This is a genomic window from Pseudomonas sp. XS1P51 (assembly GCF_054897845.1).
Genome location: NZ_CM142707.1, coordinates 3,477,047 through 3,490,845 on the forward strand (window position 1 = coordinate 3,477,047; position 13,799 = coordinate 3,490,845).

The window sequence follows — 13,799 nt, forward strand, 5'->3', positions numbered from 1 at the left end:
GTGAATTAAGTTGCCACAGTTAATCTGATCCCACTTAAACAGCACACCCAAGGAAAGAAGCTTATGAAAACCCTGACTGCTCTGTTCACTGCCGCTGCCCTGACCCTCACCGCTGGCCTGGCCCAGGCCGATGTTCGTGTCGACCAGATCCCTGAGCTGGTCAAAAGCGGCAAGATCAAACCGTTGGAAGAAATGAACCAGGCTGCTTTGAAACTGCATCCGGGTGCGACCATTACCGACACCGATCTGGACAACCACTTCAACGGCTACGAGTACGAAGTCGAACTGCGCACCGCTGAAGGCGTTGAATGGGACGTGGATTTCGATGCCACCACTGGCAAAGTCCTGAGCAACAAACAAGACACCTGATGCACGTACAAAAAAGCCGCACGATTTTCGGATCGTGCGGCTTTTTTGCGTCCTGCATCAGGCCGATGTACTGACCATCGATCCCGAGGTGCTGCTGCCCTCTTCTTGCAGCGCCGCCAACAACGCTGCCGTCGCTGTCTGCAACGACCCCGACGTCGTCGCGATCTGCGACTGGGCCGCGGCCACATCGGCAGCCTTGGCGTCTTCACTTTCCTGTTTGGTCTGGGCTGCTTGCAGTTGCTGCTGTTGCTCCTGCAACTGCTTTTGCAGCTCGGCGATCTGTTTGCGCAGGGCTTTCACCGCATCGGATTCTTCGCTGCTGCTGGAACTGCTGCTCGATGCGGGCGCGCCGCCAGCAGACACCTTGGTGCTATCGCCTGAGGCGTCGGCGGTTGCCGTGACGGAAGTGTCTTCGGTGCTGTCGCTGGAAGCGACTTTGCTCGAAGCGGTCGAGAGGGGCTGGGTGATCGAAACGGACGTGATGCTGACCATGGCTATTTTCCATTGAGGTGACGGGGATACGGTCATCATCGACATCACGTGCACGGACTTGAGATCGACTGTGTACCGACTCGGTAAGCAAACCGGTACACAGCCATTTCCACTAAGCGCCCAGGCGCGCCGTCACTTCATTCAACTGCCCCGACAACCCGTGCAGGTTGTAGCTGGCCGCTTCGGTACGCTGCACGTTGTCCAGGTTGGTACTGGCGATGCTGGTGATTTCGGTGAGGTTGCGCGAGATGTCTTCTGCCACCGACGTTTGCTCTTCGGCGGCGGTGGCGATCTGGCGGTTCATGTCGCGGATGGCTTCCACGGCATGGGTGATGCGCTCCAGCATGGCGCCGGCCTGGGTCACTTGCTCGACGCTTTCCTCACTGCGTGACTGGCCACTTTCAATGGCCTGGGCCGCGTCCACCGCACCGGTTTGCACGGTTTGAATGATCTGGTTGATCTCGATGATCGACGCCGCCGTGCGTTGGGCCAGGCTGCGCACTTCATCAGCCACTACCGCGAAACCGCGCCCGGCTTCACCGGCGCGGGCCGCTTCGATGGCCGCGTTGAGCGCCAGCAGGTTGGTCTGTTCGGCGATGCCACGAATCACTTCCAGCACCTTGCCGATGCGCCCGCTGTCGGTTTCCAGTTGGCGAATGACCGTCGCGGTGTTGGCGATTTCGCCACGCATCCGGGTGATGGTGTGGATGGTGCCCTGCATGACTTTTTCGCCCTGCTGGGCAGACTGGTCGGCGTCGTCGGCGGCACGTGCTGCATCGGCAGCGTGGCGCGCAACTTCCTGTGCGGTGGCGGACATTTCGTTCATCGCCGTGGCCACCTGATCGGTGCGGCTGAACTGCTCGTTGGTGCCACAGGCCATGAGGCTGGCGATCGCTTTCAGCTCACCGCTGGCGCTGTCCAGATCCTTGGCACTGACCTGCAAACGGCTGAAGGTGTCGGCGAGAAAATCGCGAAGTGTATTGGCGGCGGTCGCCAGTTTGCCCAGTTCATCCTGACGGGTGCTGGCCACGCGCTCGGCGAAGCGGCCCTGGCTGAGTTGCGCCACGTACTCAATCAGTTTGCGAATCGGTTCGACCAGGTTGCGGTTAACCAGCCACAGGCTGAACAAACCGATCAGCAGGCCCGAAGCGAGCATCACCACGATCCCCAGCAACACGGTGCGATCGGCGCTGGCGCTGATCAGCTTCGACTGCTCGACGCCCTGCTTGCGCAACTCGCTGACCAGTTCGCTCATCTGGTCGCTGGCCGCACGGTCCACGCCCTTGACCGAGGCATCACCGACCGTTGCATCGGCACCCGCCGCCACATAGGCATCGCGGCCCTTCTGGTAAGCCGTGCCCAACAGGCGATGCTCGTCACGCAAGCGTTCGATGCGGGTCTTGAGTTGCGGCTCGATGCCCTTCTGCCCGGCCAGTTCACCCAGGATGCCCTGCACATCGCGCTGCCGTTCTTCGAACTGCTTCCAGTATTTGTCCAGGTCCGCGGGTTGTTTGCCACGCAGCAGGACGTTTTTCCATTCCTGTACCTGCACCTTGAATTGCAGGTTGGCTTCATCAATCAATTGTGAAGTGTGCAGCGGGCCTTCGATCAGATTCGCGTAGCTCTGAACGCCGCTGGACAGAAAGTGAAAACACGCCAGGGCGATCAACAGCATCGCGACCAGACTGCCGCTCAGCAGGGCGAGAATTTGCGCTCTCAAGGACTTTTGCAAAAACATCGGAAGGTACTCATGACAGGAATGAGGCACGCCCGGGTAAGGCGTGAAAGAAGTCCGGACATCCCTGTCTGCGACCTTGGTTGATGGCCGAAGGCGCGCAACTTAACCTAAGCGTCATCGGCGTGCCAGAGCGGTTCTTGAGATTAATCCGACCATCGGTCGAGCAATCGTTTGCGTTATTTAACTGTCACAAAAACGTCATCCTGGCTTGCGAAGATGCGGCTCAAGTGAACCTGTGAAACCCGCGACAGGCGCCTCCTCACAGCGAGACCTCATGAACCACAGCATTGACCAAAGTCATCGCGACCCGGACCTGTTCGGACTGCTTTACGGTTTCAGTTTTCGCTCCGGCGAACGTGGTCGGGAGATTGATTCGGCCAAGGCGCTGCAATGCCTGCAACAACCGGACGACAGCGATGAATTCCTCTGGCTGCACCTGAACCTCGCCCACGCCGCGTGCGAACGCTGGATGAAAAACCATCTGGAATTGCCCGACGAGTTTTTTGAAGCCTTGCACGAAGGCTCCCGTTCGACGCGCATTGAGCATGTGGATTCGGCGTTGCTGGCCGTGGTCAACGATGTGGTGTTCAACCTCAGCAGCATGGTGTCTTCCGATGTTTCGACACTGTGGGTCTGCGCCCGCAGCCGCCTGATCATCAGCGCGCGGCTGCAGCCGCTGCATTCGGTGGATAAGTTACGTTCTTCGGTGAAGGCCGGTGAATGCTTTCGCTCACCGCTGGAATTGCTGGTGCATTTGCTGCGTGATCAGGGCGAGGTGCTGACGCAGATCGTGCGCAAGACCAGCCTCAGCGTCGATCAGATCGAGGATGAATTGCTGTCCTCGCGGCTATCGACCAATCGCGCCGAACTGGGCGCCAATCGCCGGGTGCTGGTGCGCCTGCAACGGCTGCTGGCGCTGGAGCCGGGATCGTTGCTGCGCCTGCTCAATCGGCCGCCCCAGTGGTTGCAGAAAGAGGACGTCAAGGAGCTGCGCAAGTCCACCGAGGAGTTTGCGCTGATCATCAACGACCTCACGGCGCTGGGCGAACGGATCAAGCTGTTGCAGGAAGAAATCGCCGCCAACCTCAACGAGCAGAGCAACCGCACGCTGTTCACCCTGACCGTGGTGACGGTGTTGGCATTGCCGATCAACATCATCGCCGGTTTTTTTGGCATGAACGTCGGCGGGGTGCCGCTTTCCGATGACCCGGAGGGGTTCTGGATACTGGTGGCATTGGTCGCGACGTTTACCGTGATTGCCGGGCGCTGGGCGTTTCGCAAGCGCCAGGATTATTAAGATCAACAGATCGCAGCCTGCGGCAGCTCCTACAGATGAATGCGTTCCCATGTAGGAGCTGCCGCAGGCTGCGATCTTTTGCCTTTGAGCATTCGGATCAACGGCCCCGCAAAAAACCCCAAACACTGACCCAACGCAGCCTCTCTGTAATATTTAGCAACGATCATGGGCGACACTCCTTCCTTGCTCAGGATTGTCCGGCATGGCTACTCCTTCCTTCACCGCCGTCCAGGCGCCCACCCGTAGCGCCACACCGCAGCTCGATAAAAAACCCGGCCTGCTGACCATCGTGATGTTCTTCGCCGTGCTGGGCAGCGGTCTGTTGTTCACCGCCTACAGCCTGATGCACGACATGAACGAACTCGGCACCGTGGTGACCACCTGGACGCCGTTTCTGCTGTTGGGCGTGGCGCTGCTGATTGCTCTCGGGTTTGAGTTCGTCAATGGTTTCCACGACACCGCCAATGCCGTGGCGACGGTGATTTACACCAATTCCTTGCCGCCGAATTTCGCGGTGGCCTGGTCCGGTTTTTTCAACTTCCTCGGGGTGTTGCTGTCCAGCGGTGCGGTGGCGTTCGGCATCATCGCTTTGCTGCCCGTGGAGTTGATTCTGCAAGTCGGTTCGTCCGCCGGCTTCGCCATGATTTTCGCCCTGCTGATCGCTGCGATCCTGTGGAACCTCGGCACCTGGTGGCTGGGCTTGCCGGCGTCTTCGTCGCACACGTTGATCGGTTCGATCATCGGCGTCGGCGTGGCCAATGCCCTGATGCACGGCCGCGATGGCACCAGCGGCGTGGACTGGGCGCAGGCGACCAAAGTCGGTTACGCGCTGCTGCTGTCGCCGCTGATCGGCTTTGCGTTTGCCGCGCTGTTGCTGCTGGCCCTGCGCGCGTTCGTCAAGAATCGTGCGCTGTACAAGGCCCCCAAGGGCGACACTCCGCCACCGTGGTGGATTCGCGGCATGTTGATCCTGACCTGCACCGGCGTGTCTTTCGCCCACGGCTCCAACGACGGGCAGAAAGGCATGGGCCTGATCATGCTGATCCTGGTGGGCACGCTGCCGATGGCCTACGCGCTGAACCGCACCATGCCGGCGGATCAAGCCTTGCAGTTCGCTGCCGTGGCCGAAGTCACGCAGCAAGCGCTGATGAAACACACGCCACTGCCGGCACCTGCCGATCCACGCCCGGTGCTGTCCGATTACATGCGCACCAAGGAAGCCACACCGCAACTGATCCCCGCCCTCGCCGCGCTGGCGGGCAATATCGGTAACGAAGTGAAGGGTTACGGCTCGCTGTCGAAAGTCCCGGCCGAGGCCATGGGCAACGTGCGCAACGACATGTACCTGACCAGCGAAACCATTCGCCTGATGGACAAAAACAAGGTCGGCAACTTCGACGCCGACACCACCGGCAAGCTGCAACTGTTCAAGCAACAGATCGACAACGCCACGCGGTTCATTCCGCTCTGGGTGAAAATCGCCGTGGCGATTGCGCTGGGGCTAGGCACCATGGTCGGCTGGAAACGCATCGTGGTGACGGTCGGCGAGAAGATCGGCAAGACCCACCTGACCTACGCCCAGGGTGCCTCGGCGGAAACCGTGGCCATGCTGACCATCGGCGCAGCGGACATGTTCGGCTTGCCGGTGTCGACCACTCATGTGCTGTCTTCGGGGGTCGCCGGGACCATGGTTGCCAATGGCGGCGGCTTGCAGATGAAGACCATCCGCAATCTGCTGATGGCCTGGGTGTTGACCTTGCCGGCCGCGATTGTGTTGTCGGGGAGTTTGTACTGGTTGTTCACCCGACTATTCTGAAGCGCCGCAATACCCTGTGGGAGCGAGCCTGCTCGCGATATCGGTTTCACATTCAACGATGATGTTGACTGTAGGACCGCTATCGCGAGCAGGCTCGCTCCCACAGGTTGTGCGGTGTCGGTTAGATCGATGATCGGATGACCTCCCCCAACCAATCCATGAACACCCTGACCCGCAACGGTAAATGCCGCTGCCGGGCATAGAGCAGTGAAACCTCCATGGGCGGCGGTTTGAACTGCGGCAACACCGCCACCAAATCACCGCTGAGAAAATGCATCTGCATGCCGATCCTCGGCGCCTGGATCAAACCGAAACCACCCAGGCACGCCGACTCATAACAGTCCGTGCTGTTGACCGTGACGCTGCCAGCCATCGGCACTCGATGCAGCGTGCCGTCCACCTCGTACTCAAAACCTTCCGAGCGCGAACCCAGTACGCCGACGTAATGAACCAGCCGGTGTTGCGCCAGGTCCTCGATCCGTTCAGGCACGCCATAGCGTTCCAGATAGGCCGGGCTGGCGCAGTTGACCATGACAAAATCGCACAAATGCCGGGCAACCACCGATTGATCCGGCTGCGCGCCGACCCGCACCACGCAATCAAACCCTTCGCTGAGCAAATCGACCCGGCGGTCGGTGCTGCTGATTTCGAGTTCCAGATTGGGGTGCAGCGCCATGAATTCGGGCAGGCGCGGCATCACCACGCGACGGGCCAGAATATTCGGCATGTCGATGCGAATTCGCCCGGTGAGCGACGCCGGGTCCTGGCGAAACAACCCTTCGATTTCGTCCATGTGCGACAGCAAATCCTTGCTGCGTTCGTACAACGCCACGCCGTCCTGCGTCGCCTGAACCTTGCGCGTGGTGCGTTGCAGCAACCGCGTACCCAACAGCGTTTCCAGGGCCTGTACATGCTCTGACACGGTAGACCGGGGCAAGCCCAGGCTTTCACCGGCGAGGGTAAAACTCGACATCTCACTGACACGAACGAACGTGCGCAGCAGTTCCAGTTTGTTCATGGGCGACCTTCTATTGTTCGTATTAACCGACCAGTGATTCCGATTTCAGTCTGTTTATCACTGTAGGACGGATAAATAAACTTCCTCCACACCATCACTCACTGTTCTTGAGGAAATCCCATGAACCGTAAAATCGCACTGATCACCGGCGCCAGCCGCGGCCTTGGCAAAAACGCAGCCCTGCATTTGGCGGCTCAAGGTATCGACATCATCGGCACCTACAACAGCAAGGCGGATGAGGCGCAAGCACTGGTCACGGAGATCGAAAGCCTCGGCGGTCGCGCCGCCATGCTGCAGCTCGATGTTGGCCAGAGTGAACGTTTCCCGGGCTTCGCCACGCAGGTTGCAGAGGTGTTGCGCAGCCATTTCGATCGCGAGCACTTCGACTTTTTGATCAACAACGCCGGCATCGGTGTGCATGCGAACTTCGTTGACACCAGCGTCGCCCAATTCGATTTGCTGATGAACATCCATTTGAAGGGGCCGTTTTTTCTGACGCAGAACCTGTTGCCGCTGATCGCTGACGGTGGGCGGATCCTCAACGTTTCCAGCGGTCTGACCCGCTTCAGCCTGCCGGGTTACGGCGCTTACGCAGCAATGAAAGGCGCGATGGAAGTGCTGACGCGCTATCAGGCCAAGGAACTCGGTGCGCGGGGCATTGCGGTGAATACGCTGGCGCCTGGCGCCATAGAAACCGATTTCGGCGGCGGTACGGTGCGCGACAACGCAGACGTGAACAAAATGGTCGCCAGCAATACCGCGTTGGGCCGCGTCGGTCGGCCGGACGATATCGGTGCCGCGATTGCATTGCTGTTGGCGCCGGGTGGCCAGTGGATCAACGGGCAGCGCATCGAGGCTTCGGGCGGGATGTTTTTGTAAACAGCTGCATTCGAGCGGGCTGACGATCAGCCCGCTCGACGTTTCAACTGCGCGACACCAAACCTTCAAGCACCGTCGACAGGGGCACCCTACCCTTGCGCGATTCGCCTTCAAACTCGATCCAGCCTTCGTTGAAGCCATCAATCATCTGCATCCGCGGCAGGGGATTACGCATGCCCTGACTGATGAACAACGCCTCCCACGTCTCACGAGGCACGCTTTGCATCCGCACCGTTTTACCCAGCAGTTCGCTGAAAGCGGCACCCAGTTGCTGCGGGGTAATACGCTGCGGGCCTTCCAGTTCAACGACGCGCTGTCCCTGCCACGATTGCTGCAGCAGCTCGGCGGCGACTCGCCCGACATCCGCCGTGGCGATCATCGGCACCGGTTTATCGAGGGGTTGCAGGAAGCTCGGGATCACCCCTGTTTTAACCGCAGGCTCGACATCCCACAGGGCGTTTTCCATGAACCAGGCGGGTCGCACAAAGGTGACAGGCAGGTCCAGCTCGCCCACCGCCTGCTCCAGCAATTGCAGTTGATTGAGCAAGTTCGGCGCAGTGGCCTGGGCGCCGATGGTCGACAGGCACACCACTCGACCCGGACGCGCCACTTCCAGTGCCTGACGAATGTTCTCCACCACGCGCCGTGTTTCGGGAAAACCCGGTGACGGGTCGAAGTTCGAAGGCATCATCACAAACACGCCTTGTACACCGGTGAATGCCTTTGCCATGGCCTCACGGTTATCGACATCGGCCACGGCCAGCTCGCAGCCCCGTTGTGCCCAGACCGCGCCTTTGTCGACATTGCGCACCACCGCGCGCACGGTCTGCCCGGCGGCCAACAGCGTACGGGCGACTTCGCCCCCCACTTGCCCGGTAATTCCCATCACTGCGTACATGAGCTGTTCTCCTGCTTGAAAACGACGATTGTCGCGATGGGCAGAATTATTCAGCGAAGGGCGAACATACTTCGATAGCATGAATGTCATTAGACAAATGATCCGGAGTCATCAATGAGCTTCGATGCGAGTCTCGCCAGCGGCATGGGCGTGTTCAGCGCGGTGGTCGATGGCGGCAGTTTCGTCAGGGCCGCCGAAGTATTGGAATTGAGTCCGTCCGGCGTCAGCCGGGCTATCGCCCGCCTGGAAAAACGCCTGGGCATTCGACTGTTCGACCGCACTACCCGCACGGTCACGCTTACCGATGAAGGCCGACGTTTCTACGGTGAAATTGCGCCACTGCTGGCCAGCCTCGAAGAAGCCGCCAACTCGGCATCGAGCAGCGCCACGCAAGTGAGGGGACGCCTGCGGGTCAACATGGACCCGTATTTCTCGCGGCTGATTCTGGGACCGGCGCTGGGACAATTCATGGCGCGCCATCCCGAGCTGTACCTGGAGTTGCAAACCCGCGACCAACTGGGTGACATGGTCGCGGACGGCTTTGACCTGGCGGTGCGTTTCGGTCATCCGGCGTCTTCGTCGCTGGTGGCGCGTAAACTGCTGGACGTGCGCGTACTGACCCTGGCCTCGCCAGCCTATCTGAAACGTTATGGACGACCGCTGACTCCGCAGGACATGGAAGACGAACGACATGTGTGCATGCAGTTCCGTGATCCGCTGACCGCTCGCCCGTTCGGCTGGGAATTCCATCGCCCGGGGCGACCGGTGCTGCATGTGCAGCCGCACTGCCGATTGCTGGTCAATGATGTCGGCACGCTGCACAGCGTCTGCGAAAGCGGCCAGGCCATCGCTCAAGTGCTGGACCTCGGTATTGCACCTGCCCTGAAGGAGGGCCGTCTGGTGGAATTGTTTCCCGACTGGCCTGACGAGCGTTTTCCGTTGTATGCCTTGTACCCGTCGCGGCACCTGCCGGCGGCCAAGGTCAGGGCGTTTCTGCAGTTTGTCACTGAACTGTGTCACTCACGGTAGATCAAGATCATAAGATCGCAGCCTTTGGCAGCGCCTACAGGGTTGAGTACAACCAGGATTTTTGCGGTTGGACTCGATCCTGGTAGGAGCTGCCGAAGGCTGCGATCTTTGCTTTTATCCTTCGTAAGAACTGCGCATCACCAGACGCTCACGCACCACGTCATACCCCCAGTGATAGACGTAGGTGTACGGCAGGAAAAACAGCAGCACACCAATGTCCAGCAGGAACGCTTGCCACAGGCTGATGCTCAGCCACCAGGCTACAAACGGCACGCCGAGCGCCACCAGGCCGCCTTCGAACAACAGCGCATGCGCCACGCGGACCCAGGCGTTACGGACAAGGGCGAAGCGTTTGAGCACGCGGTCGAACAGGCCGTTGAAGACCACGTTCCAGGCCAGGGCGAGCGCTGCGATGGCGAGGGTCGCCACCCCCATTTCAAGCATCGGTTTGTCCATGATCCAGGCCAGCAACGGGGTGCAGATCAGTATCGCCAGCAGTTCAAAACCGATGGCCTGGAAAATACGTTCAGTGATGGATTTGTTGATATTCATGGCCAGACTCCTGAGTGACTGTGGTTGCCATGGTCCGTCATCACACCGATACTTCATAACCAATAACCATCGATCAAGGCGATAGTTCATGGCTTCCCACGAAGTGCTGCTCGCATTCGTTCAAGCGGCGACCCAAGGCTCGTTTTCCGCTGCGGCACGCAAGCTTGGCCGCAGTCAGTCGACCATCAGTGCCGCCGTGGCCAGCCTGGAAATCGACCTGAACCTGACCTTGTTTGATCGCAGCAGTCGCAAGCCCAGCCTGACGCCGGCCGGGCACGTCATGCTGCAGCGAGCCGAGGAGATTCTGGCCGCCACCAGCCGACTGGAAATGACCGCCAGCCAATTGTCCCAAGGGGTTGAGGCGAAGCTGACGGTAGCGATTTCCGACACTTATCAGTCCGACCGGTTCGAGGCGGCGTTGACGACTTTCGAGCAGCGATATCCGGACCTGGAACTCGAATGCCTGATCGCCGAATGCGATGACCTGGTGGCGCTGGTGCAAAGCGGTCGCGCGCATGTCGCTTTCGCCGAGATGCAAGACAGCTATCCGCCGGACCTGGTCAGTTCGACGGTGGACGAGCGCACGGAGATTGCGCTGTTCGTCTCTCGTGAACATCCGTTGGCGGCGATGACCGGCATTGATCAGGAGGTGCTGCGGCAACATCGTGAGCTGCGTCTGGCGACCATCGTCAACCCGTACGAAAGCCGCGCGAAAGGCCGGGTCTGGTCGGCGCCGAGTTACTTGATGCTGCTGGAAATGGCCCAGGGCGGATTCGGCTGGGCACCCTTGCCCCGGTGGCTGGTGGGGCGGTTCGGTGCAGGGACGTTGCAGGAGTTGAATGTGCGCGGCTGGCCAAAACCGGTGTTCGTCGATGCGCTGTGGTCACGGCTGCATCCGCCGGGGCCGGCGGGGAGTTGGTTATTGAGCAAGATGTTGGAATGAAGGTCCTTCGGCCTTTATCGCGAGCAGGCTCGCTCCCACCGTTGATCTCGATTGCGCCATAGATCGAATGTGGGAGCGAGCCTGCTCGCGATGAGGCCGGCAAGATTACCTCACTCCAACGCTCGCAGCCTGGCCTCGATAAACCGCCGCTCCGGCACCTGCTGCGTCAACGCCAGCGCCCGTTCATACGCCGCCCGCGCCTCGTCCACCCGCCCCAACTGCCGACAAAACTCCGCCCGCGCCGAATATGCCAAGTGGTAATCCAGCAACTCCCCTCGTTCCAGAATCCCTTCAATCAACGTCAGCCCCGCCAACGGCCCATCCCGCTTGGCCAGCGCCGCCGCCCGGTTCAATTCAATGACCGGCGACGGCACGGCCCGCAGCAACACGTCATACAGACCGACGATCTGCGGCCAATCCGTCTCCTGCGCCGTCGGCGTTTCCGCATGCACCGCCGCGATCGCCGCTTGCAGGCAATACGGCCCGAATCGCCGAGTGTTCAGCGCTCGCTCCACCAGCGCGCAACCTTCGGCAATCATCCCGGCGTCCCACAACGAACGGTCCTGCTCATCCAACACAATCAGTTCGCCGCTCGCCGAGGTCCTGGCCGTGCGTCGCGATTCATGCAACAGCATCAGCGCCAGCAGCCCCATCACCTCCGGTTCCGGCAGCAATTCCATCAGCAATCGGCCCAGGCGAATCGCTTCGCGGGTCAGGTCTTCACGGGTCAGTTCAGTACCGATGGACGCTGAGTAACCTTCGTTGAACACCAGGTAAATCACCCGCAGTACGCTGTCGAGGCGTTCGGGCAGTTCGGCCAGGGTCGGCACTTGATAGGGGATTTTCGCGTCGCGGATTTTCGCCTTGGCCCGCACGATCCGCTGGGCAATGGTGGCCGGTGCCGAGAGAAAGGCTCGGGCGATTTCCTCTGTGGTCAGGTCGCAGACCTCCCGCAGGGTCAACGGCACCTGGGCGTCCGCCGCCAGCGCCGGGTGGCAGCAGGTGAAGATCAGGCGCAGGCGATCGTCTTCCACGTCTTCGTCACTCCAGTCGGCCTGCTCCAGCGCCTCCAGTTGAGCGATCAACATCGGCCGGGACGCGGCGAAGCGTGCGCGCCGACGCAGCACATCGATGGCCTTGAAGCGCCCGGTGGACACCAGCCAGGCACGCGGGTTGTCCGGCACACCGTCACGCTGCCAACGCTCGACCGCGACAAAGAACGCCTCGTGCAAGGCCTCTTCGGCAAGATCGAAATCGCCGAGCAAGCGGATCAGGGTCGCCAGGATCCGCCGCGAGTCTTCGCGGTAGACCTGCTCGACCCGAGCCGTCACCGACACGTCAGGCATCAGTCCGACATGCCTTCGGTCACCAGCGTCACCAGCCGATCCAGACTTTGCCCCCAACCGTCGTGAAACCCCATGGCCTCGTGGGACTGACGATCCTCTTCAGACCAGTGCATGGCACGGGCGGTGTACAGGGTTTTACCGTCCCGCTCTTCAAGCGTCACTTCGGCCGACATGAACGGTTTGCCCGAAGGAATCCAGCCGGGAATAAAGGCATCGGTGAAGACCAGCCGCTCAGGTGCAACGATCTCCAGGAAGACGCCCATGGTCGGATATTCGGCGCCGTCCGGCGCACGCATCAGGGTGCGAAACTGGCCGCCGACCCACAGGTCCATTTCGCACTCGGGGGTGGTCATGCCATGAGGACCCCACCACTGGACCAGCAAGGCGGGCTCGGTCCAGGCGCGGAAGATTTTGCTGCGCGGCGCCTCGATCAGACGGCTGATGGACAGCTCGAATTCGGCAGGTTGTTTTTTATAGGCCTGCGGGCTCATGGGGATCTCCTGTTTTTTTGATTGTTATTCAGGGATTCAACTGGCGAACGGGACGCACCTCGACACAGCCGACCCGGGCCGCCGGAATGTGGCCGGCGACCTGGATGGCTTCGTTGAGGTCCTTGGCATCGATCAGGTAGAAGCCGGCCAACTGCTCCTTGGTTTCGGCGAACGGGCCGTCGGTGATCGACATTTTGCCGTTGCGCATGCGCACGGTGGTCGCGGTCTGCACCGACTCCAGCGCCTCGGCCGCGACCATCCGGCCACTGCCCTGGATCGACTCGGCGTAGGCCATGCACTCCGCGTCCTTGAGGCTTTCGGGCAGCGAGTGCAGTTCGCGCTCGTCGCTGTAGACCAGGCATAAATACTTCATGGAAGCTCTCCGGATCGAACTGATCAACTATGGCTGCAGTTTGGCGTTTTGGCGCCACTTCCCGACGATCAGGGCTGCAGGTCGAACAGGGTCGCGCCGCTCGTCATGTCAAACGGGGCCGACCAGTGTTCGTGGACGATCTGCCACAGCCCCGCTACTTGGCGGTAGCATGCGGTGACGCGCATCCAGCAGGCCTGGGTTTCGCCCTTCTCATTGGTGCCGCCGCAATGGGCCAGCCAGTGGGCGAAGGCGATCTCCTGCGACGGCACGATGTCGATCTCGTGAAACTCGAAGATGTGCGGGCCGGGGCACATTTCCATGCATTCCTGCCAATGCACGCGGTAAGCGGCTTTACCCTTGAATTGCAGGGCCTTGACCGCGTCGAAGGAGACGATGTCATCGGCGTACAGGGCCATGACCTTGTCCACGTCCTTGGCGATGACCGCCTGGCGGTAGTTTTCGATCAGGTTATGGATTTGTGTCTGAGCGTTCATGGTGGTTTCTCCGTGGTTTTTGTTGTGAAGACACCCTTAGTCGACTGGCGAAACGGCAAATCGA

The 13,799-nt window shown here is 60.5% G+C and carries 15 protein-coding genes; 6 read left to right on the forward strand and 9 right to left on the reverse strand.

Annotated elements, in window-relative coordinates:
* Positions 1 to 63 precede the first annotated feature (63 nt).
* Positions 64 to 369, forward strand: a complete 306-nt coding sequence (locus tag ACYZUD_RS16115; protein ID WP_462024873.1) for a PepSY domain-containing protein — start codon at positions 64 to 66, stop codon at positions 367 to 369.
* Positions 370 to 426: 57 nt separating this feature from the next.
* On the opposite strand, the gene ACYZUD_RS16120 is transcribed toward ACYZUD_RS16115, so the two are convergent.
* Together ACYZUD_RS16120 and ACYZUD_RS16125 are read right to left on the reverse strand one after the other, a co-directional pair.
* Positions 427 to 861, reverse strand: coding sequence for a hypothetical protein (locus ACYZUD_RS16120; protein ID WP_462024874.1), 435 nt, complete (start codon positions 859 to 861; stop codon positions 427 to 429).
* A 112-nt stretch (positions 862 to 973) separates the two neighbouring features.
* Positions 974 to 2,599: a methyl-accepting chemotaxis protein gene (locus tag ACYZUD_RS16125; RefSeq protein WP_462024875.1), complete on the reverse strand. Its 1,626-nt coding sequence runs from the start codon at positions 2,597 to 2,599 to the stop codon at positions 974 to 976.
* A gap of 274 nt (positions 2,600 to 2,873) precedes the next feature.
* On the opposite strand from ACYZUD_RS16125, the gene ACYZUD_RS16130 reads away from it, so the two are divergent.
* Positions 2,874 to 3,896 (forward strand): transporter, encoded by a 1,023-nt coding sequence (locus tag ACYZUD_RS16130; protein WP_462024876.1) that lies wholly within the window; start codon positions 2,874 to 2,876, stop codon positions 3,894 to 3,896.
* A gap of 202 nt (positions 3,897 to 4,098) precedes the next feature.
* The gene (locus ACYZUD_RS16135) at positions 4,099 to 5,712 is read left to right on the forward strand and encodes an inorganic phosphate transporter (protein WP_462024877.1); all 1,614 of its coding nucleotides are present in this window, start codon (positions 4,099 to 4,101) and stop codon (positions 5,710 to 5,712) included.
* Positions 5,713 to 5,833: 121 nt separating this feature from the next.
* Here the strand turns inward: ACYZUD_RS16135 and ACYZUD_RS16140 are convergent, their stop codons facing one another.
* Positions 5,834 to 6,730, reverse strand: coding sequence for a LysR family transcriptional regulator (locus tag ACYZUD_RS16140; protein ID WP_462024878.1), 897 nt, complete (start codon positions 6,728 to 6,730; stop codon positions 5,834 to 5,836).
* Positions 6,731 to 6,850: 120 nt separating this feature from the next.
* Between ACYZUD_RS16140 and ACYZUD_RS16145 the strand changes: the two genes are divergently transcribed.
* The gene (locus ACYZUD_RS16145) at positions 6,851 to 7,609 is read left to right on the forward strand and encodes an SDR family NAD(P)-dependent oxidoreductase (RefSeq protein WP_462024879.1); all 759 of its coding nucleotides are present in this window, start codon (positions 6,851 to 6,853) and stop codon (positions 7,607 to 7,609) included.
* A gap of 43 nt (positions 7,610 to 7,652) precedes the next feature.
* Here the strand turns inward: ACYZUD_RS16145 and ACYZUD_RS16150 are convergent, their stop codons facing one another.
* Positions 7,653 to 8,507, reverse strand: coding sequence for an NmrA family NAD(P)-binding protein (locus ACYZUD_RS16150; RefSeq protein ID WP_462024880.1), 855 nt, complete (start codon positions 8,505 to 8,507; stop codon positions 7,653 to 7,655).
* A 114-nt stretch (positions 8,508 to 8,621) separates the two neighbouring features.
* Between ACYZUD_RS16150 and ACYZUD_RS16155 the strand changes: the two genes are divergently transcribed.
* Entirely contained in the window at positions 8,622 to 9,536 is a 915-nt protein-coding gene (locus tag ACYZUD_RS16155; protein ID WP_462024881.1) for a LysR substrate-binding domain-containing protein, read from the forward strand.
* Between the two features lie 114 nt (positions 9,537 to 9,650).
* Here the strand turns inward: ACYZUD_RS16155 and ACYZUD_RS16160 are convergent, their stop codons facing one another.
* Complete coding sequence (locus ACYZUD_RS16160; protein WP_462024882.1) at positions 9,651 to 10,088, reverse strand: multidrug/biocide efflux PACE transporter; 438 nt, start codon at positions 10,086 to 10,088, stop codon at positions 9,651 to 9,653.
* A gap of 88 nt (positions 10,089 to 10,176) precedes the next feature.
* Between ACYZUD_RS16160 and ACYZUD_RS16165 the strand changes: the two genes are divergently transcribed.
* Positions 10,177 to 11,031, forward strand: a complete 855-nt coding sequence (locus ACYZUD_RS16165; RefSeq protein ID WP_462024883.1) for a LysR family transcriptional regulator — start codon at positions 10,177 to 10,179, stop codon at positions 11,029 to 11,031.
* A gap of 110 nt (positions 11,032 to 11,141) precedes the next feature.
* Here ACYZUD_RS16165 and ACYZUD_RS16170 read toward each other — a convergent pair whose 3' ends face one another.
* The 4 genes from ACYZUD_RS16170 to ACYZUD_RS16185 all read right to left on the reverse strand — a co-directional run bounded on the left by ACYZUD_RS16170 (position 11,142) and on the right by ACYZUD_RS16185 (position 13,735).
* Complete coding sequence (locus ACYZUD_RS16170; protein WP_462024884.1) at positions 11,142 to 12,377, reverse strand: RNA polymerase sigma factor; 1,236 nt, start codon at positions 12,375 to 12,377, stop codon at positions 11,142 to 11,144.
* Positions 12,377 to 12,868, reverse strand: a complete 492-nt coding sequence (locus ACYZUD_RS16175) for an SRPBCC family protein (RefSeq protein ID WP_462024885.1) — start codon at positions 12,866 to 12,868, stop codon at positions 12,377 to 12,379. Before ACYZUD_RS16175 ends, ACYZUD_RS16170 begins: the two co-directional genes overlap by 1 nt.
* 28 nt (positions 12,869 to 12,896) lie before the next feature.
* A complete protein-coding gene (locus ACYZUD_RS16180; RefSeq protein WP_462024886.1) occupies positions 12,897 to 13,241 on the reverse strand; it encodes a YciI family protein in 345 nt (114 codons plus the stop codon).
* A gap of 68 nt (positions 13,242 to 13,309) precedes the next feature.
* Positions 13,310 to 13,735 (reverse strand): YybH family protein, encoded by a 426-nt coding sequence (locus ACYZUD_RS16185; protein ID WP_462024887.1) that lies wholly within the window; start codon positions 13,733 to 13,735, stop codon positions 13,310 to 13,312.
* Positions 13,736 to 13,799: the final 64 nt, after the last annotated feature.

What these genes read in the sequence shown, in the direction of transcription:
- ACYZUD_RS16115 (WP_462024873.1), top strand. Translation starts at nt 64, where the DNA reads ATGAAAACCCTGACTGCTCTGTTCACTGCCGCTGCCCTGACCCTCACC.
- ACYZUD_RS16120 (WP_462024874.1), bottom strand. Translation starts at nt 861, where the DNA reads ATGGTCAGCATCACGTCCGTTTCGATCACCCAGCCCCTCTCGACCGCT.
- ACYZUD_RS16125 (WP_462024875.1), bottom strand. Translation starts at nt 2,599, where the DNA reads ATGTTTTTGCAAAAGTCCTTGAGAGCGCAAATTCTCGCCCTGCTGAGC.
- ACYZUD_RS16130 (WP_462024876.1), top strand. Translation starts at nt 2,874, where the DNA reads ATGAACCACAGCATTGACCAAAGTCATCGCGACCCGGACCTGTTCGGA.
- ACYZUD_RS16135 (WP_462024877.1), top strand. Translation starts at nt 4,099, where the DNA reads ATGGCTACTCCTTCCTTCACCGCCGTCCAGGCGCCCACCCGTAGCGCC.
- ACYZUD_RS16140 (WP_462024878.1), bottom strand. Translation starts at nt 6,730, where the DNA reads ATGAACAAACTGGAACTGCTGCGCACGTTCGTTCGTGTCAGTGAGATG.
- ACYZUD_RS16145 (WP_462024879.1), top strand. Translation starts at nt 6,851, where the DNA reads ATGAACCGTAAAATCGCACTGATCACCGGCGCCAGCCGCGGCCTTGGC.
- ACYZUD_RS16150 (WP_462024880.1), bottom strand. Translation starts at nt 8,507, where the DNA reads ATGTACGCAGTGATGGGAATTACCGGGCAAGTGGGGGGCGAAGTCGCC.
- ACYZUD_RS16155 (WP_462024881.1), top strand. Translation starts at nt 8,622, where the DNA reads ATGAGCTTCGATGCGAGTCTCGCCAGCGGCATGGGCGTGTTCAGCGCG.
- ACYZUD_RS16160 (WP_462024882.1), bottom strand. Translation starts at nt 10,088, where the DNA reads ATGAATATCAACAAATCCATCACTGAACGTATTTTCCAGGCCATCGGT.
- ACYZUD_RS16165 (WP_462024883.1), top strand. Translation starts at nt 10,177, where the DNA reads ATGGCTTCCCACGAAGTGCTGCTCGCATTCGTTCAAGCGGCGACCCAA.
- ACYZUD_RS16170 (WP_462024884.1), bottom strand. Translation starts at nt 12,377, where the DNA reads ATGCCTGACGTGTCGGTGACGGCTCGGGTCGAGCAGGTCTACCGCGAA.
- ACYZUD_RS16175 (WP_462024885.1), bottom strand. Translation starts at nt 12,868, where the DNA reads ATGAGCCCGCAGGCCTATAAAAAACAACCTGCCGAATTCGAGCTGTCC.
- ACYZUD_RS16180 (WP_462024886.1), bottom strand. Translation starts at nt 13,241, where the DNA reads ATGAAGTATTTATGCCTGGTCTACAGCGACGAGCGCGAACTGCACTCG.
- ACYZUD_RS16185 (WP_462024887.1), bottom strand. Translation starts at nt 13,735, where the DNA reads ATGAACGCTCAGACACAAATCCATAACCTGATCGAAAACTACCGCCAG.